The organism is Eubacterium sp. AF17-7, assembly GCF_003461285.1.
GTDB lineage: Bacteria > Bacillota > Clostridia > Lachnospirales > Lachnospiraceae > Eubacterium_U > Eubacterium_U album.
Map to the genome: position 1 here is coordinate 235,331 of NZ_QTWU01000002.1, position 22,616 is coordinate 257,946.

At 31.3% G+C, this 22,616-nt stretch carries 21 protein-coding genes and 1 tRNA gene; 21 read left to right on the top strand and 1 reads right to left on the bottom strand.

Translation table 11 applies throughout. From position 1 onward, the window contains the following. Window positions 1–96 precede the first annotated feature (96 nt). Window positions 97–178, bottom strand: a tRNA-Leu gene (locus tag DWW96_RS04315). 148 nt (window positions 179–326) lie between these two features. Between DWW96_RS04315 and DWW96_RS04320 the strand changes: the two genes are divergently transcribed. From DWW96_RS04320 to DWW96_RS04420, 21 genes are all read left to right on the top strand, one after another. Beyond that, window positions 327–692 (top strand): zf-HC2 domain-containing protein, encoded by a 366-nt coding sequence (locus tag DWW96_RS04320; RefSeq protein WP_158562646.1) that lies wholly within the window; start codon window positions 327–329, stop codon window positions 690–692. Window positions 693–719: 27 nt separating this feature from the next. Then, on the top strand, window positions 720–3,356 hold the full coding sequence (polA, locus tag DWW96_RS04325) for a DNA polymerase I (protein ID WP_117909336.1): 2,637 nt from the start codon (window positions 720–722) through the stop codon (window positions 3,354–3,356). Between the two features lie 75 nt (window positions 3,357–3,431). Next, window positions 3,432–4,013, top strand: coding sequence for a dephospho-CoA kinase (gene coaE, locus DWW96_RS04330; RefSeq protein WP_117909338.1), 582 nt, complete (start codon window positions 3,432–3,434; stop codon window positions 4,011–4,013). A gap of 85 nt (window positions 4,014–4,098) precedes the next feature. After that, window positions 4,099–4,518 carry a MarR family transcriptional regulator gene (locus DWW96_RS04335; RefSeq protein WP_022089558.1) on the top strand — a complete coding sequence of 140 codons (420 nt, stop codon included), beginning with the start codon at window positions 4,099–4,101 and terminating at the stop codon, window positions 4,516–4,518. A gap of 10 nt (window positions 4,519–4,528) precedes the next feature. After that, on the top strand, window positions 4,529–6,298 hold the full coding sequence (locus DWW96_RS04340; RefSeq protein ID WP_022089559.1) for an ABC transporter ATP-binding protein: 1,770 nt from the start codon (window positions 4,529–4,531) through the stop codon (window positions 6,296–6,298). Continuing rightward, window positions 6,298–8,247 (top strand): ABC transporter ATP-binding protein, encoded by a 1,950-nt coding sequence (locus DWW96_RS04345; protein WP_022089560.1) that lies wholly within the window; start codon window positions 6,298–6,300, stop codon window positions 8,245–8,247. Before DWW96_RS04340 ends, DWW96_RS04345 begins: the two co-directional genes overlap by 1 nt. 146 nt (window positions 8,248–8,393) lie before the next feature. Then, window positions 8,394–8,768 carry a RidA family protein gene (locus DWW96_RS04350; protein WP_022089561.1) on the top strand — a complete coding sequence of 125 codons (375 nt, stop codon included), beginning with the start codon at window positions 8,394–8,396 and terminating at the stop codon, window positions 8,766–8,768. A gap of 142 nt (window positions 8,769–8,910) precedes the next feature. Next, window positions 8,911–9,333, top strand: coding sequence for a hypothetical protein (locus tag DWW96_RS04355; RefSeq protein WP_117909340.1), 423 nt, complete (start codon window positions 8,911–8,913; stop codon window positions 9,331–9,333). Between the two features lie 283 nt (window positions 9,334–9,616). Next, entirely contained in the window at window positions 9,617–10,327 is a 711-nt protein-coding gene (locus tag DWW96_RS04360) for a pseudouridine synthase (protein WP_022089563.1), read from the top strand. Continuing rightward, entirely contained in the window at window positions 10,324–11,097 is a 774-nt protein-coding gene (locus DWW96_RS04365; RefSeq protein ID WP_022089564.1) for an SDR family NAD(P)-dependent oxidoreductase, read from the top strand. The genes DWW96_RS04360 and DWW96_RS04365 overlap by 4 nt, the downstream gene beginning before the upstream one ends. Before the next feature lie 131 nt (window positions 11,098–11,228). Then, window positions 11,229–12,215, top strand: a complete 987-nt coding sequence (locus DWW96_RS04370) for an RluA family pseudouridine synthase (protein ID WP_022089565.1) — start codon at window positions 11,229–11,231, stop codon at window positions 12,213–12,215. Between the two features lie 10 nt (window positions 12,216–12,225). Next, window positions 12,226–12,762: a Holliday junction resolvase RecU gene (locus DWW96_RS04375; RefSeq protein WP_022089566.1), complete on the top strand. Its 537-nt coding sequence runs from the start codon at window positions 12,226–12,228 to the stop codon at window positions 12,760–12,762. Window positions 12,763–12,852: 90 nt separating this feature from the next. After that, window positions 12,853–14,058 (top strand): ATP phosphoribosyltransferase regulatory subunit, encoded by a 1,206-nt coding sequence (hisZ, locus tag DWW96_RS04380; protein WP_117909342.1) that lies wholly within the window; start codon window positions 12,853–12,855, stop codon window positions 14,056–14,058. A gap of 13 nt (window positions 14,059–14,071) precedes the next feature. Further along, window positions 14,072–14,710, top strand: coding sequence for an ATP phosphoribosyltransferase (hisG, locus tag DWW96_RS04385; RefSeq protein WP_022089568.1), 639 nt, complete (start codon window positions 14,072–14,074; stop codon window positions 14,708–14,710). Between the two features lie 61 nt (window positions 14,711–14,771). Then, window positions 14,772–16,079 carry a histidinol dehydrogenase gene (gene hisD / locus DWW96_RS04390; RefSeq protein ID WP_117909344.1) on the top strand — a complete coding sequence of 436 codons (1,308 nt, stop codon included), beginning with the start codon at window positions 14,772–14,774 and terminating at the stop codon, window positions 16,077–16,079. A 22-nt stretch (window positions 16,080–16,101) separates the two neighbouring features. Beyond that, window positions 16,102–16,689: an imidazoleglycerol-phosphate dehydratase HisB gene (gene hisB, locus DWW96_RS04395; protein WP_117909346.1), complete on the top strand. Its 588-nt coding sequence runs from the start codon at window positions 16,102–16,104 to the stop codon at window positions 16,687–16,689. Between the two features lie 3 nt (window positions 16,690–16,692). After that, a complete protein-coding gene (gene hisIE, locus DWW96_RS04400) occupies window positions 16,693–17,961 on the top strand; it encodes a bifunctional phosphoribosyl-AMP cyclohydrolase/phosphoribosyl-ATP diphosphatase HisIE (RefSeq protein ID WP_022089571.1) in 1,269 nt (422 codons plus the stop codon). 303 nt (window positions 17,962–18,264) lie between these two features. Beyond that, window positions 18,265–18,903: an HAD family hydrolase gene (locus tag DWW96_RS04405; RefSeq protein WP_117909348.1), complete on the top strand. Its 639-nt coding sequence runs from the start codon at window positions 18,265–18,267 to the stop codon at window positions 18,901–18,903. 9 nt (window positions 18,904–18,912) lie between these two features. After that, a complete protein-coding gene (locus DWW96_RS04410; protein ID WP_117909350.1) occupies window positions 18,913–20,781 on the top strand; it encodes a TIGR03960 family B12-binding radical SAM protein in 1,869 nt (622 codons plus the stop codon). Further along, a complete protein-coding gene (locus DWW96_RS04415; protein WP_117909352.1) occupies window positions 20,765–21,442 on the top strand; it encodes a TIGR03936 family radical SAM-associated protein in 678 nt (225 codons plus the stop codon). Before DWW96_RS04410 ends, DWW96_RS04415 begins: the two co-directional genes overlap by 17 nt. Further along, on the top strand, window positions 21,435–22,616 hold the full coding sequence (locus DWW96_RS04420; protein WP_117909354.1) for a ribonuclease E/G: 1,182 nt from the start codon (window positions 21,435–21,437) through the stop codon (window positions 22,614–22,616). The genes DWW96_RS04415 and DWW96_RS04420 overlap by 8 nt, the downstream gene beginning before the upstream one ends.

Below are 22,616 nucleotides of genomic sequence, written 5' to 3' on the forward strand. Positions count from 1 at the left end.
ATACTATCAGCCTTTTTTGCAAGCAAAAGGCTGATAGTATTTGACTCATTGTGCATAACAAAAAGGCACAAGATATATCTTGTGCCTTTTATATAATGCGGATGGCGGGACTTGAACCCGCACGGGGAAACCCCGGCAGATTTTGAGTCTGCTTCGTCTGCCATTCCGACACATCCGCATACAACGAAATAGATTGTAACATTGATATATAAAAAAGTCAATTACTTTTTTGCTTTGACGTGTAATAGTAAATGATGTATTATAATGGTATTGCAAAGAGGTTGAATTTTTGTGTAAAAAGGAGAATAATAAGTAAATTACTTGTTATGAATAAATGTATGGAATGCAGAGAATTTCAAAATTTAATTCATGATTTTATTTTTGATAAAATTGAATATACAGATGAACTTGAAGAATTTATTGAACATGCAAGAACCTGTAAAAAATGTAGGGAAGATTTAGAATTATATTATTTAATTAATAGAGGTTTAGGTGATGTACCGGCACCTGACAATAGTGGAGAGGATGTTGGGTATGACCAGGAATTAGAAGATATATTCAGTTTTTATGATGAATGGTTTACAAAACAAAAAAAACAAAAGTGGGCAACTAAAATATCAATTGTTGTATGTGGCATTATAGTTATATGTATAATTGGATTTTTGATTGGCGTTCTTATTGGATATATATAAATAAACAGATGGAAATGGAGAAATCAAGTGAGAGATAAATTAGTATTAATAGATGGACATAGTATTTTAAACAGAGCATTTTATGGTGTCCCTGATTTTACAAATTCTGAAGGAACACATACAAATGCTATTTTTGGTTTTTTAAATATTTTGTTTAAAATTATTGATGAGGAAAATCCAAAATATTTATGCGTTGCATTTGATGTACATCAACCTACATTTAGGCATGAAATGTACAAAGAATACAAGGGTACAAGAAAGCCAATGCTTCCTGAATTAAAACAGCAGGTACCTTTGATGAAAGAAATGCTTAAGGCTTTGAATATTAAAACAACTGAACTTGCTGGATTTGAAGCTGATGATATACTTGGAACACTATCTAAAGCAGGTGAAGAGCAGGGACTTGAGGTGTCTGTTATTTCAGGAGATAGAGATTTACTTCAGTTAGCAACAGAACATGTTAAAATCAGAATCCCTAAAACAAAAAAAGGAAAAACAGAAATTGAAGATTATAATGTTACACAGGTATTAGAAAAATACAGCGTGACACCTAAGGAATTTATTGATGTGAAGGCACTTATGGGAGATTCTTCTGATAATATTCCAGGAGTTCCGGGGATTGGAGAAAAAGGTGCAACTACAATTATAAGTGAATATGGTTCTATTGAAAATGCATTTGAACATGCAGATGATATAAAAAATAAAAGAAACAGAGAAGCTTTAAAAGAACATTTTGATATGGCCCAAATGAGCAAAACACTTGCTACTATAAATACAAGCGTACCTGTTGAAGTGAAAATATCTGATTGTGTTTTAGAAGATATGTTTAATAAAGAAGCACTTGCAATGGTAAAGAAATTTGAATTTAAAAGCATGATTTCTAAATTTGATTCAATAAGCACAGAAAATACTTTTGAAGAAAACTTTAAGATAATGGAGGATTTTGGTGAAGTTGAAAATCTATTGTCAGAAATTCAAAAATTAAAGAAAGTTGGATTGTTTATCGATTTAAATAATGATGAAATCAGAGGAATTTCTATAACTATAAGTGATGATGAAACATACTATATTCCTGTAAGTGGGTTTATAACAGGTGAATATTTAAAAGAAAAATTAAATTATATTGTAAGTAATGCTGTAGAAGTTAGTGTGAATGATATAAAAAGTAATCTTAGATTTGTAGAAACGGAGACTGAAAATAAATTATTTGATGCAGGAATTGCAGCATATTTACTTAATCCCTTGAAATCTACTTACGAATATGATGATATAGCAAGAGACTATTTAGAGTTTGAAGTGCCTGCATATGATGAAATTTTCGCAAATTATAAAAAGGATAAAAGTGTTTTAGAAAACATAGATAATATTTCTAAATATGCTTCATATAATTCTTATGTATTGTATAAATCTATTGAACCTTTAAAAGAAAAATTAGAAAACGAAGGAATGATAGATTTATATGAAAAGATTGAGGTTCCTTTGACGTATGCATTGTATGATATGGAAAAAACAGGTATTAAGGTTGAGGCTGATTCATTAAAAGAATATGGTGATAAGCTAGCTGAAAGTATTAAAACGCTTGAAGAAGAAATTTATAAAGAGGCCGGACATGAATTTAAAATAAATTCACCTAAACAGCTTGGTGAAATTTTATTTAACGAAATGGGTCTTCCGGGTGGCAAAAAGACAAAAACAGGTTATTCGACATCTGCGGATGTTTTAGAAAAATTAAAGCCGGATTATCCGTTTGTTGAAAAAATATTATCTTACAGACAGGTTACAAAATTAAAATCAACTTATGCAGATGGACTTGCCGGGTTTATAGAAGAAGATGGTAGAATTCATGGCAAATTTAATCAGACAATTACTGCGACAGGAAGAATCAGCAGTACTGATCCAAATCTTCAGAACATTCCTGTTAGAACTGCACTTGGTAGAGAAGTTAGAAAAGTATTTGTTCCAAAAGAAGGATGTGTGTTTGTAGATGCAGATTATTCTCAGATTGAACTTAGAATTTTAGCTCATATGTCAGATGATGAGAATCTGATAAATGCTTATAAAGAAGCAAAGGATATACATCAAAGCACAGCATCTTTGGTATTTAATGTACCTTTAGATGAAGTTACTAAAGAACAGAGAAGCAATGCTAAAGCAGTAAATTTTGGAATTGTTTATGGAATCAGTTCATTTGGATTAAGCCAGGATTTATCAATCAGTAGAAAAGAGGCTGATAAATATATCAAGGACTATTTTGTAAGTTATCCGGGTGTAAAAAAATATTTGGATGATGCTGTCGAAAGTGCAAAAGAAAAAGGCTATTCAGTTACTTTATTTGGAAGAAGACGTCCGATACCGGAATTGAAAAGTGGCAATTTTATGCAAAAATCGTTTGGGGAAAGAGTTGCCATGAATGCACCGATTCAGGGAACAGCTGCAGATATTATGAAAATCGCAATGATTAACGTGGACAAAGCTTTAAAAGAACAAAATTTAAAATCAAAGATAGTATTGCAGGTTCATGATGAATTGTTGGTTGAAGCTTACAAAGATGAAGTGGAACAGGTAAAACAAATTTTAGTTGATAATATGAAGAATGCGGCTGATTTGCGTGTGGCGTTAGAAGTTGAGGTTGAAGTTGGGAACAACTGGAATGAAGCTCATTAAAGATTACTTCATAATACAAAATTATAAATAACAATAAAAAATGTATTCAATATACATCTAATAAGGAAACAAAAAATGATAATAGGAATAGTAGGTGGTGTGGGCTGTGGAAAGTCTACAGTCCTCACATATTTAAAAGAAAAATACAATGCTTATATAATCGAAGCTGATAAGGTGGCTAAAGAAATCATGGAAAAGGGAAATGAAGTATACAATAAGGTGATACGAGAATTTCCCGAGAGCCTAGATAAAGATGATAATATAGACAGAAAAAAACTCGCGGAAATTGTATTCAATGATGCAAAAAAATTAGAGACATTAAACAATATTACTCATCCGGGAACAATTAAGGAAATAACTGACAGAATCAATAATAGTTCAAATCAACTTGTTATTGTTGAGTCAGCTATCTTAATTGGAAGTGGTATTGATAAAATGTGCGATGAAATATGGTATGTTTATTGTGATTTAGAAAAAAGAATTAAGAGATTGATGGATAGCAGAGGATATAGTGAAGAAAAGACAAGAAACGTTATTATGAATCAAATGTCCGAAGAAGAATTTAATCGTGTTTCAGATGAGTTTATAGACAACTCTAATAGCGAAGAAGAAACACATGAACAAATAGATTTCATACTTTCTTCACAATTTTGTTAAAATAAATTATTGACTTAAAGATGAAAAAATCTTACAATATGTAGCGTGCTACATGTTGTAAGATTTTTTAGTATGAGGTGAAAATTTGGAACATTATGGAGTGTTAATTAAAAAGCTTGATAAAGTATTCAAGCAAAACTTTGATCAGGAACTTGAAAGAGTTGGACTAACTTTTTCACAAATGCGTGTTTTACGTTTTCTTGAAGATAATCCCAATACAAAAATAACTCAAAAAGACATTTCCAAGGAACTTGATATTCAGCATTCTACAACTATAGGTTTGCTCAAAAGAATGCAGGAAAAAGGACTGGTTACTGTTGTTGTGGATGAAGACAACAGGAGATGTAGGAATATCTTTCTGACTAGTAAGGCAGAAGAAATAAGCTGTGAAATGGAACGGGGCAGAACTATTATGGAAAACAGGGTAGTTGCTTCTTTTACAGAAGAGGAAAAAGAAATATTTTACAGACTGTTAAACAAAGCTATTGATAATTTAAAAGAGTAAGGAGGAGAAGATGATTAAAAGATTATTAAAGGAAGTCAAAGAATACAAAGCGGCTTCAATATTGACTCCTATTTTTATGATTGGAGAAGTAATTTTTGAAACATTAATTCCATTTATTATGGGCTTAATTATTAATAATGGAATTAATGGAAATAATGGAAAAGGTGACACTAATTATATTGTAATGATGGGCGTAATAATGTTTGTATTTGCATTATTAGGACTTGTTGCAGGAATGGGTGGAGGAATTGCAGGTGCAAAAGCTTCAACAGGATTTGCTAAAAATTTGCGTGAAGCAATGTTTAGAAATATTCAGACATTTTCATTTGCAAATATTGACAAATTTAGTACATCAGGACTTGTAACAAGAATGACAACGGATGTTACTAATGTACAGAATGCATATCAGATGATTCTTAGAATGTGTATTAGAGCACCATTTAGTATGATATGTGCTATGGCAATGGCATTTTACATAAGCCCAAGAATTGCAACAATATATTTAATTGCAGTTATAATTTTAGGAATTATTTTAGTATTTATTATGTTAAATGCAAATAAGTATTTTAAACAGGTTTTTAGAAAATATGATGATTTAAACGAAAGCGTGCAGGAAAATGTATCAGCAATTCGTGTAGTTAAAGCTTATGTAAGAGAAGAATATGAAACAGATAAGTTTCATAAGGCAAGTAATAATGTATATAACATGTTTGTAAAAGCAGAAACAATTATTTCTTATAATTCACCTGTAATGCAGATAACAGTGTATACATGTATTCTTTTAATAAGCTGGGTAGGTGCACACATGATTGTGAATGCAAATCCTACGCTCGATACAGGAGAACTAACAAGTTTGCTTGCATACTGTATGAATATTCTTATGAGTTTAATGATGCTTTCGATGGTATTTGTTATGGTAACAATGAGTGCTGCAAGTGCAAAACGTATTGTAGAAGTATTAGACGAAAAGAGCAGCATTACAAACCCTCAAAATCCTATATTTGAAATAAAAGATGGAAGTGTAAAATTTGACAATGTTAATTTTAAATACAAAGAAAATGGTAAGAACTATGTTTTAAAAGACATTAATTTAGATATTAAATCTGGAGAAACAATAGGTATTATAGGTGGAACAGGTAGCGCTAAGACTAGTCTTGTTAACTTGATTTGCCGTTTGTATGATGTAAATGATGGAAAAGTTTTAGTTGGTGGAAAAGACGTAAGAGAATATGATTTAGACACATTGCGAAATGAGGTTTCTGTAGTTTTACAGAAAAACGTACTTTTTAGTGGAACTATTTTAGATAACCTTCGTTGGGGAGATGAAAACGCAACTGAAGAAGAATGTGTAGCTGCATGTAAGCTTGCGTGTGCAGATGAATTTATTGAAAAGTTTCCTGAAAAATACAATACATATATTGAACAGGGTGGTACAAATGTATCAGGTGGTCAGAAACAAAGAATTTGTATAGCAAGAGCGTTGTTAAAGAAACCTAAAATTCTTATATTAGATGACTCAACAAGTGCTGTTGATACAGCAACTGATGCAAAAATCAGAAAAGCATTTGCGCAGGAAATTCCAAATACTACAAAATTTATTATTGCACAACGTATTTCAAGTATTGAAAGTGCAGACAAAATAATAGTAATGGAAAATGGTAAAATAAATGGATTTGGAACTCACGAAGAATTATTAAAGAATAATGAAATATATAAAGATGTGTACGAATCTCAGACTGAAGGAAGTGGAGATTTTGATGAGAATGGAGGTGAACAGTAATGGCTGAAAAGGTAAAAGAATTCAAAGGCGGACCAGGTGGCAGATGCCGTGGGCCAAAGCCAAAGGTTGAAAATCCCGGAATTATTATGAAACGATTATTTGGTATGCTGTTCAAATCTTATGGAGTAGCTCTTATAATAGTTGCAATTTGCATAGTAGTTAGTGTAGTAGCAAACGTTCAGGGAACATGGTTTACAAAAAATCTTATAGATATTTATATAATACCAATGGTTAAAACTTTAAACGCCGGCGGAGCCCCTAATTATACACCACTTATGCATGCAATGGTAAAAGTAGCCATATTTTATGGAATAGGTGCACTATCTACATTTGCGTATAACAGAATAATGGTTTATGTTACGCAGGGTACTTTAAGAAATTTAAGAAATCAGATGTTTGAACATATGGAAAAACTTCCAATCAAATACTTTGACACCCACTCACATGGTGACATTATGTCTATGTATACAAATGATATTGACACATTAAGACAGATGATTAGTCAGAGTATGCCACAGTTTTTAAATAGTGGTATAACAATTGTTACGGTATTTGCCAGCATGGTTGCATTAAGTATACCTTTAACAATTGTAACTTTAATTATGATTGCGATTATGCTATATGCAACAAAAAAATCAGCAGGACTTAGTGGTAAATATTTTATTAAGCAGCAAAAAGATATAGGTAAAGTTAATGGATTTATCGAAGAAATGATGGAAGGACAGAAAGTAGTTAAAGTATTCAACCATGAAGAGATAAATATTAACGATTTTGTTGAAATAAATAATCAGCTATATAACAGTGCAAATAATGCAAATAAATTTGCAAATATATTAGGACCTATAAATGCTCAGCTTGGGAATGTAAGTTATGCATTGACAGCGATTGTAGGTGGATTTTTAGCAATAAATAAAGTTACATTTTTAGGTAATGCATTAACATTGGGTGGATTGGTAAGTTTCCTTACATTTAATAAGAATTTTTCAATGCCTATAAATCAGATTAGTCAGCAGGTAAATGCAATTGTTATGGCATTAGCGGGTGCTGACAGAATATTTAAGCTGTTAGATGAAACACCTGAAACAGATGATGGTTATGTAACATTAGTAAATGCAAAATTCGAAGGCGATAAACTTGTTGAAGCAAAAGAAAAGACAGGAATCTGGGCATGGAAACATATTCACCAGGCAGACGGAACAGTAGAATACAAACAGTTAAAAGGTGATGTTGTATTTGATGATGTTGACTTTGGATATAACGATGACAAAATTGTACTTCATAATGTAGATTTGTTTGCAACACCTGGACAGAAGATTGCATTTGTAGGCTCTACAGGTGCAGGTAAAACAACTATCACAAATCTTATTAATAGATTTTATGATATTCAGGATGGAAAAATCAGATATGATGGTATTAACATAAACAAAATCAAGAAAGATGATTTGAGACATTCTTTAGGAATTGTATTACAGGATACACATTTGTTTACGGGAACTGTGGCTGAAAATATTTCTTTTGGTAAACTTGACGCTACCCGGGAAGAAATTGAGGCTGCTGCTAAGCTGGCAAATGCACATAATTTTATTATGAGCCTTCCTAATGGATATGACACGATGTTAACAGGAGATGGTGCAAACTTATCTCAGGGACAGCGACAGTTATTGGCAATCGCAAGAGCAGCAATTGCTGACCCACCGGTATTAATTTTGGATGAAGCTACAAGTTCAATTGATACACGAACTGAAAAATTAGTACAGGAAGGTATGGATAAACTGATGAAGGGAAGAACAACATTTGTTATCGCCCACAGATTATCAACTGTAAAGAATTCTGACTGTATAATGGTACTTGAACAGGGACGTATTATTGAAAGAGGAACTCATGATGAACTAATTGAACAAAAGGGTAAATATTATCAACTTTACACAGGAAATAAAGCACTTGCATAATTGACTTTTTAGATGCGATTTGATAGCATTTATTGAGAGAAATATAATTAGGAAACAAAATCAACAAACTTAATTTTGTGAAAGTTTTCGACAATTAGTCTTTGATAAAAAGAGGCTATACATATTAGTTATAGGAGGAATTTAACATGAAGAAGATTATCACAGACAAGGCCCCTGCAGCAATAGGACCTTATTCACAGGCAGTTATTGCAAATGGAATTTTATATACATCAGGACAAATTGCATTAAATCCTGCAACAGGTGAAATTGTTGGGACAACAATTGAAGAACAGACTACTCAGGTAATGAAAAATTTAGGGGCAATTTTAAATGCAGCCGGTGTAGATTATGAAAACACAATTAAAACAACATGTTTCTTAGCAAATATGGAAGATTTTACAACTTTTAATGGAATTTATGAAAAATATTTTACAGGAAAACCTGCAAGAAGTTGTGTAGCAGTAAAGCAGCTTCCTAAAAATGTTCTTTGTGAAGTAGAAGTTATTGCAGTTGTAGATTAATTATATTAAAATCTGCCTTTATAATTTGTAAAATATGATTAGATAGGATTGTGTGAGTGCGTAACACGGAACAAACCGCATGCATCAAAGTTGGGGCCTTGGGCCCTAACATATTAAATATAAAAGTAGAGAAGGAGAAGCGATGAAAAAAGAATGGATAGATGTGTGCTCTTATGATGGTGAAGGATATTTACCTTTAATTACATATCAGTCATGGAGGGTTGCAGAACTTCGTTATTGCGAAGAATTAGAAGTTAAGAATTTAGATAAAATGCAAAAGCATGATGAAACGGATGAGGTTTTTGTGCTTTTAGCAGGCGAATGTACTTTATTTACAGGTGGAAATGGTGATGTCATATCAGAAATAGACGGTATAAAGATGGAACCACTTAAAATATATAATGTAAAGAGAGGAACGTTCCATACACATACACCTGAGAAAGGAAGTACTGTTCTCATTATAGAGAATTCTAATACAGATGATAATATAAATTCTCCAACATTAAAGATGACACCTGAACAGATTGAACAGGTTAGGAAAATTTATTATAAATTAAATAAGTAGTTTTGTTATATGTAATAAAAATTAAATATTGATTTATACGCAAAAACTGTTCCTGTCAGCGATATGGAGCAGTTTTTTGCTTATTTATAAAAAATGTCGAAGTCAAAATTCCTCAACTTTGATGCATACGTAAAAACGACTTAAAAATTAATAAAAGATATATATATACATAATCATAGATTACATAAAAACATTACATTTTGTATAAAAATAAAAAATCATAATAGCATGATTTCTTTAATAGTGGTAGAATAGTAAATATATTTAAAAAGGGAGTAGGGCATTGAGACTAGACAAATATTTGTGTGATATGAATATTGGCAGCCGCAGTCAGGTTAAACAATATATCAGAAAAGGATGCGTTGATGTTAACGGAGATATTATAAAAAAACCGGAACTGCACATAGATGAAACAAAGGATATAATTTCCGTTAATGGTAAAACAATTGCTTATAAGAAAAATATATATTATATGCTTAATAAACCGGCAGGTGTCGTAACTGCCGTTAAAGATTCAAGAGATAGAACAGTAATGGATTTATTTGACGCATCTATATCAAAAGGTTTGTTTCCTGTTGGTAGATTAGATAAGGATACGGAAGGGCTTTTGCTTATCATGAATGATGGTGAGCTAGCACATATTCTTACTTCACCAACAAAACATATTGATAAAACATATTATGCAAAGATTAATGGCAGAGTGAAAAATGAGCATATTGAACTTTTTAAAGAAGGACTGGATATAGGTGAAAAGAAATTAACTAAGCCTGCGGTATTAAGCATTTTAAAATCAGATGATATTTCAGAAATTGAGCTAACAATAACAGAGGGTAAATTTCATCAGGTTAAGAGAATGTTTAAAGCCATAGGTATGGAAGTTATATATTTAAAACGTATATCAATGGGAAAACTAAAACTTGATGATACACTTATGTTAGGCGATTATAGAGAACTTACAGCGCAGGAAATTGCGCAGATTGGAGGCAATGTATGAGAATAGTGATTATTACAGGAGCATCTTCCGGAATGGGAAGAGAATTTGCATTACAATTAGACAAAAAATTACATTCAATTGACGAATATTGGCTTGTCGGAAGAAATGAAGAGGAATTAGCAAAAACAAAAAAGAAAATGCATACAAAAACAAGAAATTTTATTGCTGATTTTAATTCCAGAAAGGCATTGTTTCCACTTGTACAGGAAATAAACAATATACAGCCGGAGGTAAAGATGCTTGTAAATTGTGCCGGATTTGGAATGGTTGGAGATTTTGACAGAATTTCATATAATGATAATTTAAGCATGATTGATGTCAACTGCAGAGCTTTAACTTCTTTGACGCATGATTGCATTCCGTTTATGGCAGTTAATTCAAGAATTATTAATATAGCTTCGGCAGGGGCATTTAATCCACAGCCGGGATTTGCAGTTTATTGTGCTACTAAATCATATGTATTGAGTTTTTCAAGAGCTTTAAGAGGAGAATTAAAAGATTTAGGAATATATGTTACTGCAGTATGTCCGGGACCTGTTAATACTCCATTTTTTAATAAAGCAGAAAGATATGGAACTGTTTATGCATTTAAGAAATTGTTTATGGCTGACCAGAAAGCAGTTGTAAGTAAGGCAATAGACGATAGTATAAGATGTAAAGAAATTTCAGTTTATGGAAGGACAATGAGAGCTTATAGAGTTTTAGCCAAAGTTGTTCCACATCGTTTTATAATCGAATTATTGAATTTAATGCATAAATTGAAAAAATAAATATTTAAATTTGACATTGTTACAAGAATAATTGATAAATTAAAATGCAAAGAATTTATAATAGTTAAAATTTATATTAATCAAAATGCTATAACATAAAACGTGACTGATTATCAGCATTAGGAGATAAAATGAGAGAAATAATTATAAATAAAAATGAGGCAGGGCAACGTTTTGACAAGTTACTTTTTAAGTATTTTAACGCTGCACCTGCCAGCTTTGTGTATAAGATGCTTAGAAAAAAGAATATTACATTAAACAATAAAAAATCTGACGGAAAAGACAAACTTGCAGTTGGAGACTGTGTGAAAATATTTATGACAGATGAAACTATAGATAAGTTTAGAAGTTCAAAAAATATTGAAGCATCTGGCAAGGCAACGCATAAAATTTCATTAGATGTAGTTTACGAAGATGAAAATGTAATTATAGTAAATAAACCGGCAGGCGTTTTAAGCCAAAAAGCAAAGAAGAATGATATTTCAATGAATGAATATATAATCGAATATTTACTAGATACAAAACAGCTTAGTGAAAATGAATTAGAAACTTTTAAGCCGGGCATTTGCAACAGACTAGACAGAAATACAAGCGGTCTGTTAATTGCAGGAAAAAGTTTATTAGGACTACAGGTGATGTCGGATATGTTAAAAGATAGAACATTTGGCAAATACTATATTACAGTCGTTTCGGGAGAAATTAATGGAAAAACAAAGATTAAAGGATATTTGACAAAAGATTCTAAATCTAACAAGGTGAAAATATACGATAAACCATTGAAAGAAAGTTCATATATAGAAACAGAATATGAATGTTTAAAAACAAATGGCAAATATACTATTTTGAAAGTTAAACTTATTACGGGAAAACCGCATCAGATAAGAGCGCATCTTGCATCCGTTAGACATCCTATAATAGGAGATACCAAATATGGAAGAGCAGATATTAATGAAATTTTCAGAAAAAAATGTGGTGTAAAATATCAACTATTACACGCCTGGCAACTTAAATTTGATGAAATGCCGGATGAATTAAAAAAACTTAAACAAAAAACATTCGAAGCTAAAATTCCCCAATTATTTGAAAATGTATTTAGTGAGATTGGATTAAATTTATAAAGGAAAGAAAATGGGAACATGGAATTCACGTGGGCTTAGAGGCTCTACTTTAGAAGATATGATTAATATGTCGAATGAAAGTTATAGGGAAAAAGGATTGGCGTTAATTCAAAAAATTCCAACACCAATTACCCCGGTAAGAATTGATCAACAGACAAGACATATAACATTAGCATATTTTGATCAGCAAAGTACAGTAGATTATATAGGTGCTGTGCAGGGAATACCAGTGTGCTTTGATGCCAAAGAATGTGCAACAGATACATTTCCGATGATGAACATACACGAACATCAGGTTAAATTCATGAAGGATTTTGAAAAACAGGGTGGAGTATCTTTTATTATATTATTTTATAGTCATAAAAATGAAATGTACTATATTCCTTTCTGTGATATAGAAAAATTTTATGAAAGAAGTATAAATGGAGGAAGAAAAAGTTTCAGATTTGATGAAATAGATAAGAAATATAAAATAAAATCTGCGCCGGGTATACTGGTTCATTATTTAGAAACGATTAATATTGACCTCGAATCTAGAGAAGAATAGGCATTGACACGAAAAAAAATATATTGTATTATATTTGCTGTGCTACCGTGGTAGCACGTTAGCAGACTAAAGTGTAAAGGAAAGATAAAAATGAGTAAAGAATTATTACACACACCAGAGGGTGTAAGAGACGTATACGGAAAAGAGTGTGCAAGAAAGTTAACTATAGAAAATAAAATTAATAATATATTTAATTTATATGGATTTCATAATGTTCAGACTCCAACATTTGAATTCTTTGATATTTTTAATAAGGAAAGAGGTTCAGTACCATCAAAGAATTTATATAAGTTTTTTGATAGGGAAGGAAATACTTTGGTATTAAGACCTGACCTTACTCCATCAATAGCAAGAATTGCAGCAAAGAATTATATGGATGTCAATGTACCTATTAAGATTTGTTATAACGCAAATACATACATTAATAATTCAGAATTACAGGGAAAATTAAAGGAAATAACACAACTTGGTTGTGAACTAATCGGGGATGATTCAGTTGAAGCTGATGCAGAAATGGTTGCCCTTGTTGTAAATTCATTAAAGAGTGCAGGCTTTGATAAATTTCTTGTTGAAATTGGTCAGGTTGACTTCTATAAGGGACTTTTAGAAGAATGTGGATTTGAAGATGATGTTGAGGAAGAACTTAGAGTTAGAATTGAAAATAAGAATTTCTTCGGTGTTGAAGAATTACTTGATTCTAAAGATATCACTTCAAACGTAAAAGATACATTTCTTAAATTGCCTTCTTTATTTGGAAGTTCAGATGTACTTGATAAAGCAAAAGAACTTGCAACGAACGAAAAATCATTAAAGGCAATTGAGAAATTAGAGGAAGTATATTCTATTTTAGTTGATTATGGAGTTGCTGATTATATTTCATTTGATTTAGGAATGCTTAGCAATTTTAATTATTATACAGGAATTATTTTTAAGGCATACACATATGGAACAGGAGATGCAATTGTTGCAGGTGGCCGCTATGATAAACTATTAAGTCAGTTTGGGAAAGATAGCGCAGCTATAGGATTTGCAGTATATATGGATCAGCTCCTTATGGCTATGAGCAGCCAGAAAATGGAAGGTGATACAGATTATGCATATGAAGTGTTAATATATGATACAGAACTTAGAAAGACGGCATTGCAGCTTGCAACAGGTCTTAGGGAAAAAGGTATTAAGACAGAGCTTATTCCTAAGAAAGAAAATATTTCGATTGATGAATATGTTGAATTCAAAAAAGAAGACGGAGCTATAAATGTAACATATGTATCTAAAGATGGTGTAAAGGAATTATAGGAGTTTAAATAAAATGAGATATTTAACATTTGCCCTTGCAAAGGGAAGATTAGCTAAAACAGCAATGAAAATGTTTGAAGATATAGGTATTGAATGTGAAGAAATGAAAGACGAAAAAACACGTAAGCTTATTTTTGTAAATGAAGAATTAAAATTAAAATTCTTCTTAAGCAAGGCGAGTGATGTACCTACATACGTTGAATATGGAGCTGCTGATATAGGAATTGTAGGAGCAGATACAATTCTTGAAGAAGGGAGAAAATTGTACGAAGTATTAGATTTAGGATTTGGAAAATGCAACATGTGTGTATGTGGTCCTGAATCTGCGAGAGATTTATTAAAAAATCATGGAATGATAAGAGTTGCTTCAAAATATCCAAATATTGCAAAAGATTATTTCTATAATAAAAAACATCAGACAGTTGAAATTATTAAACTTAATGGTTCAGTAGAACTTGCGCCTATTGTTGGTTTATCAGAAGTAATAGTTGATATTGTAGAAACAGGTACAACATTAAAAGAAAATGGACTTACTGTATTAGAAAAAGTTTGTCCTTTATCAGCAAGAATGGTTGTTAACCAAGTAAGCATGAAGATGGAAGATGAAAGAATTAGAAAAATCATAAAGGATTTGAGGGCTAATATTAAATAATTCCTATATAAATTATTGTAAATTTGATGTATAGTAGTATGTGGTAAAAGGAGAAGAAATTATGCGTATTGTAAAGTTAGATGAAGCTTCTAAGAAAAATATTTTGACTGATTTACTTAAAAGAAGTCCTAATAATTACGGAAGTTATAATGACAGTGTAAATGAAATACTTAATAATGTTAAAGAAAATGGCGACAAGGCTGTTTTTGAATATACAGCAAAATTTGACAAGGCAGATATTAATGCAGATAATATCGTGGTAACAAAGGAAGAAATTGAGGAAGCGTATAATTCTCTTGAAAATTCTGAATTAGTAGATGTTATTAGAAAAGCAATTAAAAATATAAGGGAATATCATGAAAAACAGCGTCAATACAGTTGGTTTGACAGCAAGCCTGATGGAACAATTTTAGGTCAGAAAGTTACTGCACTTGAAAAAGTAGGTGTATATGTACCTGGTGGAAAGGCAGCATATCCATCATCTGTATTAATGAACATTATTCCTGCAAAGGTTGCCGGTGTTGACAGAATATGTATGGTAACACCTCCGGGAAAAGATGGAAAAGTTAATCCCGGAACACTCGTAGCTGCAAATGAAGCAGGTGTAGATGTAATTTATAAAGTAGGTGGAGCACAGGCGATTGCTGCTTTGGCATTTGGAACTGAAAGCATTCCTAAGGTTGATAAAATTGTAGGCCCTGGAAATATTTATGTTGCTCTTGCTAAAAAGGCAGTATTTGGTTATGTAAGTATTGACAGCGTTGCAGGGCCAAGTGAAATCCTTGTGTTAGCAGATGAAACATCAAATCCAAGATATGTTGCTGCAGATTTGCTTTCACAGGCAGAACATGATGAATTAGCGTCAGCAATTTTAGTGACAACAAGTATGGATTTAGCAAAAAAAGTATCAGAATATACAGATATGTTTGTTTCTAAATTATCAAGAAAAGCAATACTTGAAAAATCATTAGATAATTTTGGATATATTTTAGTTGTTGATACATTAGATGAAGCAATTTCTGTTGCAAATGATATAGCAAGTGAACATTTAGAAATTGTTACTAAAAATCCGTTTGATGTAATGACAAAAATTAGAAATGCAGGGGCTATTTTCCTTGGAGAATATAGCTCAGAACCACTTGGAGATTATTTTGCAGGACCAAACCATGTTTTACCGACTAATGGAACAGCAAAATTCTTCTCGCCACTTAGTGTTGATGATTTTATTAAGAAATCAAGTATTATTTCATATTCAAGACAGGCATTAGAACCTATAAGCAAAGATATTCAGAAGTTTGCAAAGGCTGAAGGATTAACAGCTCATGCAAATTCTATTCGTGTAAGATTCGATGAAAATGATGAAATATAAAATATAAGGAAGGTAACGGTATATGAACAGAGTAGGTACTTACAGCAGAAAGACAAATGAAACCCAGATTGATATTACATTTAATATAGATGGAAAGGGAAAAGCTAATATTGATACAGGAATTGGCTTTTTTGACCATATGCTTAATAATTTTGCAAGACATGGTTTATTTGATTTAGATGTAAAAGTTAAGGGAGACTTATTTGTTGATTGCCATCATACAATTGAGGATACGGGAATTGCTCTTGGTATTGCCATAAAACAGGCACTTGGAGATAAAAAATCAATCAAAAGATATGGCTCTGTAATTTTACCGATGGATGAATCTTTGGTGCTATGTTCGCTTGATTTGTCAGGAAGACCTTATTTAAATTTTGATGCTGAATTTACAGTAGATAAAGTTGGCGAATTTGATACTGAAATGGTAAAAGAATTTTTCCATGCCATAGCATATGCTGTAGGAATGAATTTACATATAAAAATGCTTGAATCCGGTAATAATCACCATATGATTGAAGGGATTTTTAAAGCATTTTCCAAATCACTGGACAATGCAACAATGATTGATGAAAGAATTGAAGATGTACTATCTACGAAAGGAAGTTTATAATAAATGAGTTTTAGAATTATTCCTTCCATTTATTTAAAAGATGGAAAGGTCGTAAATAAAAATACAATGGAAATTGTTGGTGACGGAGATGCAGTAGCACTTGCAACTTTGTATAATAACAGAGGAGCTGATGAATTAATTATTTTTGATATATCAGAAACAGATTCTCAACATGATAACAATATTGGAACAATGGTTTCTATTGCTGATGCGGTGGATATTCCGATATTAGTTGGCGGAAATATTAAAAGACTTGAAGATGTAAAGAAATACATATATACAGGTGCTAAGAAAGCGATTTTAGACGGAAATAAAGAAAGTAATCTTGAATTAGTATCTGAGGCTTCTGAAAGATTTGGAAGTGACAAGATTGCTGTAATGATAGACAGTACTTTTGATATGAACAAAATAAAAACATTAAAATATGATGGAGCATCTCTTATTATTGCAAATAATTGTGCAAGAGAAGCTTTAGGATATGGCATAAGGGTTTTAGCTTATGACTGTATGTATAGTTTTGAGGATATTATTTCATTTGCAAAAGAAGAAAAAGTGTATGGTGTTTCACATGCAGGATTAGATGAGGCATTTGATTATATGAATTTCAAGGCTCAGTTAAAGGATGAAGATGTAAAAGTTGATGTTTTAGAATCAAAGATTACATTTGACAAATTTAAGACTAATAGTGATGGAATGATTCCTGTAATTGTTCAGGACTATAAGACTGATAAGGTATTAATGCTTGCATATATGAATGAAGAGGCATTTAATCTTACAATTAAGACGGGAAAAATGACATATTTTAGCAGAAGCCGTAATGAAATATGGGTAAAAGGATTAACATCCGGTCATTTCCAGTATGTAAAGGAATTGTCTATGGATTGTGATTTAGATACAATGTTAGCTAAAGTACATCAGGTTGGAGTTCCGTGTCATACAGGAGCAGACACATGCTTCTTTAATGAACTTGTTAAGAAAGAGTTTGATGAATCAAATCCAATTCATGTATTTGAAGATGTATATAAGACAATTTTAGACAGAAAGGTAAATCCTAAAGAAGGTTCATATACTAATTACTTATTTGATAAGGGAATTGATAAGATATTAAAGAAAGTCGGAGAAGAAGCAACTGAAATTGTAATTGCAGCAAAAAATCCGGATCCACAGGAAGTTAAATATGAAATATCTGACTTTTTATATCATGTAATGGTATTAATGGCTGAAAAGGGAGTTACATGGAAAGAAATCACTAAGGAATTATCACGAAGATAATGGATATAATATTTATATATTTATTTACAAAAAGAACTGCTTAAGGGTGGTTCTTTTGTTTTTATAATAATTATGATAATAGATAGTTTAAATAATCAACTTATGTTTAACAGAATTCGACCCATTAGGATAACTGTAGTTGTAAAATTTTTGGTGATATAGTATTATATTAATATGAGTAAAAATGATTTTATTGTATTAAATTACTAAAGAAATATAAATGTTTTTCTAATGCTACAATAAAAATTAATCGAATGTTTTGGGGTCAGTTATTCATAATAGTATAAGAAATGGAGCAAAAAAATGAAGACAGGAATTATATTTGATTTAGATGGCACTTTATGGAATGCTACAAAGCAGATAGCAGAGTCATGGAATGTTGTCTTTGAGAGATATGATGACATTGATTTAAGACTAACAACTAAAGAGTTAGAACAGCAGATGGGTAAGCTTATGGAAACAATTGCTGATAATCTTTTACCAAATATACCTGTAGAACGTCGCTACAAGATTTTGCAGGAATGTTGCGAGTACGAAAATGAATATTTACTTACACATTCAGGAGTGTTGTACCCTGACATTAAAGATATATTTAAGAAATTAAATGAAAAATATAGCGTTTATATTGTCAGCAACTGTCAGGCAGGATATATAGAGGCATTTTTAAAGGTTACAGATTTAGGAGAATATGTAACTGATTTTGAAAATCCGGGAAGAACAGGGAAACCAAAAGCTGACAATATTAGATTAGTAATTGAAAGAAATAATCTTGATAAAGCATTTTATGTTGGAGATACACAAGGCGATTATGATGCAACAATGGCAGCTGGAATCCCATTTATATTTGCAGCATACGGATTCGGAAATATAGATGGTGATGAAGAAGAAATTCAGGGATTAAATGAATTGCCTGATTTAATAGACAAATTAGTAGAAAAGTAGGATAGATTTTTGAAAAAATTAGCATTATCAGATGAGATTTTATTGCAGGTAGATAAGCCGGCAAGATATATTGGAAATGAAGTTAATATGATTGTAAAGGATCCAAAAAAAGTGGATATACGATTTGCAATGTGCTTTCCTGATGTATATGAGATTGGAATGTCACATTTAGGAATACAGATTCTTTACGACATGTTTAATAGACGTGAAGATACTTATTGCGAGAGAGTTTATTCTCCATGGCTTGATTTGGATAAAATAATGAGGGAAAAAGATATTCCGTTATTTGCAATTGAAAGTCAGGAACCTATAAAAAATTTCGATTTTTTAGGTATAACATTACAATATGAAATGTGTTATACAAACATTTTACAGATTTTAGATTTATCTAAAATTCCTTTAATTGCTACAGAGCGTGGAGAGGACGACCCTATTGTTATTGGAGGAGGCCCATGCTCATACAATCCGGAACCAATTGCAAACTTCTTTGATATGTTCTACATTGGTGAGGGCGAAACTCAATATGATGAGTTATTAGATATTTATAAAGAAAATAAAAAAAATGGTGGTTCGAGAAAAGAATTTTTAGAAAAAGCAGCCCATTTATCATGTATATATGTTCCACAGTTTTATGATGTTACATACAACGAAGATGGAACAATTAAAGAAATGATAAAAAATAATGAGAATGCAAGGGATAAGGTTAGAAAAGATATAGTTCTTGATATGAATGAAGTATATTATCCGACTAAGCCTTTAGTTCCTTTTATTAAAGCAACACAGGATAGAGTTGTACTTGAAGTTATGAGAGGCTGCTCAAGAGGATGTAGATTTTGTCAGGCGGGTCAGGTTTACAGACCTGTAAGAGAGAAAAGTCTTGAAAAATTAAAAGATACTGCACGAAAGATGATTGAATCAACAGGTCATGAGGAAATTTCATTAAGCTCATTGAGTACAAGTGATTATTCACAGTTAAAGGGAATAGTTAATTTTCTAATTGATGAATTTAAAGAAAAAAATATAAATATTTCATTACCGTCACTTAGAATTGATTCATTTGCGCTCGACATAATGAGTAAAGTTCAGGATGTAAAGAAAAGTTCGCTTACATTTGCACCTGAAGCAGGAACTCAGATAATGAGAAATGTAATAAATAAAGGACTTACAAAAGAAGATATACTTAATGGTTCAAGACTTGCATTTAAAGCAGGATGGAATAAAGTAAAATTATATTTTATGTTAGGACTTCCCGGTGAAACAACAGATGATATAGAAGGAATAATGGAACTTTGCGAAGAGATTGCAGAAGAATATTATGCTACTGTTCCAAAAGAAGAACGTATTGGAAAATGCCAGATTACGGCAAGCACATCATTTTTTGTGCCAAAACCATTTACAGCTTTTCAATGGTCTCCAATGAACACTATTCCTGAATTCTTAGATAAAGCTAAAATTGTTAATGACAAGATGAAATCTATGCTCAACAGAAAAAGCCTTAAATATAATTGGCATGAAGCTGATGTAAGTGTATTAGAAGGTCTTTTTGCAAGAGGAGACAGAAAATTATCAAAGACATTATTATCAGCATATAAAAAAGGCTGTCTATATGATTCATGGTCTGAAAGTTTTGATTTTGAAAAATGGAAAGAGGCTATTGAAGAAACGAATGTGGATTTGGACTTCTATATAAGCAGACAAAGAAGTGAGGATGAAATATTCCCGTGGGATTTTATAGATGCGGGAATTACAAAAGAATTTTTGCTTCGTGAATACCATAATTCACAGGCACAAAAGGTTACACCAAACTGCATGACAAGATGTTCGGGATGTGGTGCAAACTCATTTGGAGGAGGAATATGTTATGAAAATAAGAATTAAATTCTCTAAACAGGGACACATGAAATTTATTGGACATCTTGACACGATGAGATATTTTCAAAAAGTTATGCGTAGAGCAAATGTTGATATTTGTTATTCGGAAGGATTTTCACCGCATCAGAAAATGTCTTTTGCAGCACCGCTTGGAGTTGGTATAGTAAGCAATGGTGAATATTTTGATATTGAAGTTAACTCTACAGATAGCTCTAATGAAATGATAAAACGTATTAACGAGGCTAATGTAGAAGGAATTGAAGTTTTAAAATATAAGTTACTTGATGATAACGCAAAGAATTGTATGGCAATCATTGCTGGAGCAGATTATACGGCATTAGGACTTAACAAATTATTAACTAAAGATGATTTGGTAGTATATTTAAGTCAGCCGGAAATAGTTGTTTTAAAGAAAACGAAAAAAAGTGAGAAAGAAATTGATATTAAACCGTGGATATATGGACTAAAACTAACGGATGAAGGGTTGTTTATGAAAGTTGCTCAAGGTAGTGCTTCTAACCTAAAACCGGATTTAGTTATTTCATCATTGTTTAATTATTTGCAAAAAGATATTCCGTCATTAATTACATACCAAAGAGAGGAAATGTATTGTATGGTGGATGATAAATTAGTTTCTTTAGATGAAATAGGAGAGACAATTGAGTAGTACTGATGGTTTAACAAATGAGTCAGAATCAAAATTGATTTTATCTGATTTTTATAATGACAAATTATTGGGATTTTATTTTTATAAAGAAAAGTTACAAAGAATAACTCATATGGATAGCGAGTCTGTTGTTGGTAATATTTATATTGGATATGTAAAAGACGTAGTAAAAAATATAAATGCAGCATTTATTGAATTTGGAAATGACTTGAAGGGATATTATTCTTTGAATGATAATTCCCCATTTTTCTTAAATGTAAAAAATAACAATAAAGTATGCCAGGGTGACAAAATTTTAGTTCAGGTGTCTGGAGATAAAATTAAAACTAAAGATTATTCACTAACATCAAATATCAATCTGACGGGAAAATACTGTGTACTTACAGTTGGAAATACTAATATAAGTATTTCTAAAAAAATTCAGGACAAGACAACAAGAAATCAGCTAACAAGAATACTTGATAAGTATAAAAACGATGAATATGGTTTTATTGCCAGAACATCAGCAAAAGATGCAAAAGAACAAATGATTGAAGGCGAAATCATAGATCTGATAAATCAGCTTGAAGAAATAAAAAACAAAGCTATGCATTTAAAAGGAAAATCTATAGTTAAAGAAAATGAGTCAATCTTAACAAAAGAATGTCAGGAATTTATCGATAAAGAAAATGGAATTGTTATTACTGATAAGAAACAGATTTTCGATGAACTTTCAAAAAACAAAATTAACTGTAAATTTTATAATAGAGATTTGCCTTTATTCAAATGCTATTCATTGGAAAAGCATCTTATGTCCGGAATAAATAAAAAAGTATGGTTAAATTCAGGAGCATATCTGATCATAGAGCCGACAGAAGCATTGACTGTAATTGATGTAAACACGGGAAAAGCTGAACTGAAATCAAATAAAGAAGAAACATTTTATAAGATAAATATTGAGGCTGCGCATGAAGTTGCCAGACAGTTGAAAATCAGAAATATTTCGGGAATTATTATTGTTGATTTTATTTCAATGCGAAATAAGGAAAATGAACAGATATTACTTAACAAGATGAATGAAATTCTTAAATATGATTATTCAAGATGTATTGCAGTTGATATTACAAAGTTAGGATTGATGGAAATTACAAGAAAAAAAGGAAAAAAATCTTTATACGAAATAATTCAGAAATAA

Coding starts and splice junctions, on each gene's coding strand:
- DWW96_RS04320 (WP_158562646.1), top strand. CDS start 327: ATGAATAAATGTATGGAATGCAGAGAATTTCAAAATTTAATTCATGAT.
- coaE (WP_117909338.1), top strand. CDS start 3,432: ATGATAATAGGAATAGTAGGTGGTGTGGGCTGTGGAAAGTCTACAGTC.
- DWW96_RS04340 (WP_022089559.1), top strand. CDS start 4,529: ATGATTAAAAGATTATTAAAGGAAGTCAAAGAATACAAAGCGGCTTCA.
- DWW96_RS04345 (WP_022089560.1), top strand. CDS start 6,298: ATGGCTGAAAAGGTAAAAGAATTCAAAGGCGGACCAGGTGGCAGATGC.
- DWW96_RS04350 (WP_022089561.1), top strand. CDS start 8,394: ATGAAGAAGATTATCACAGACAAGGCCCCTGCAGCAATAGGACCTTAT.
- DWW96_RS04355 (WP_117909340.1), top strand. CDS start 8,911: ATGAAAAAAGAATGGATAGATGTGTGCTCTTATGATGGTGAAGGATAT.
- DWW96_RS04365 (WP_022089564.1), top strand. CDS start 10,324: ATGAGAATAGTGATTATTACAGGAGCATCTTCCGGAATGGGAAGAGAA.
- DWW96_RS04370 (WP_022089565.1), top strand. CDS start 11,229: ATGAGAGAAATAATTATAAATAAAAATGAGGCAGGGCAACGTTTTGAC.
- DWW96_RS04375 (WP_022089566.1), top strand. CDS start 12,226: ATGGGAACATGGAATTCACGTGGGCTTAGAGGCTCTACTTTAGAAGAT.
- hisZ (WP_117909342.1), top strand. CDS start 12,853: ATGAGTAAAGAATTATTACACACACCAGAGGGTGTAAGAGACGTATAC.
- hisG (WP_022089568.1), top strand. CDS start 14,072: ATGAGATATTTAACATTTGCCCTTGCAAAGGGAAGATTAGCTAAAACA.
- hisD (WP_117909344.1), top strand. CDS start 14,772: ATGCGTATTGTAAAGTTAGATGAAGCTTCTAAGAAAAATATTTTGACT.
- hisB (WP_117909346.1), top strand. CDS start 16,102: ATGAACAGAGTAGGTACTTACAGCAGAAAGACAAATGAAACCCAGATT.
- hisIE (WP_022089571.1), top strand. CDS start 16,693: ATGAGTTTTAGAATTATTCCTTCCATTTATTTAAAAGATGGAAAGGTC.
- DWW96_RS04405 (WP_117909348.1), top strand. CDS start 18,265: ATGAAGACAGGAATTATATTTGATTTAGATGGCACTTTATGGAATGCT.
- DWW96_RS04415 (WP_117909352.1), top strand. CDS start 20,765: ATGAAAATAAGAATTAAATTCTCTAAACAGGGACACATGAAATTTATT.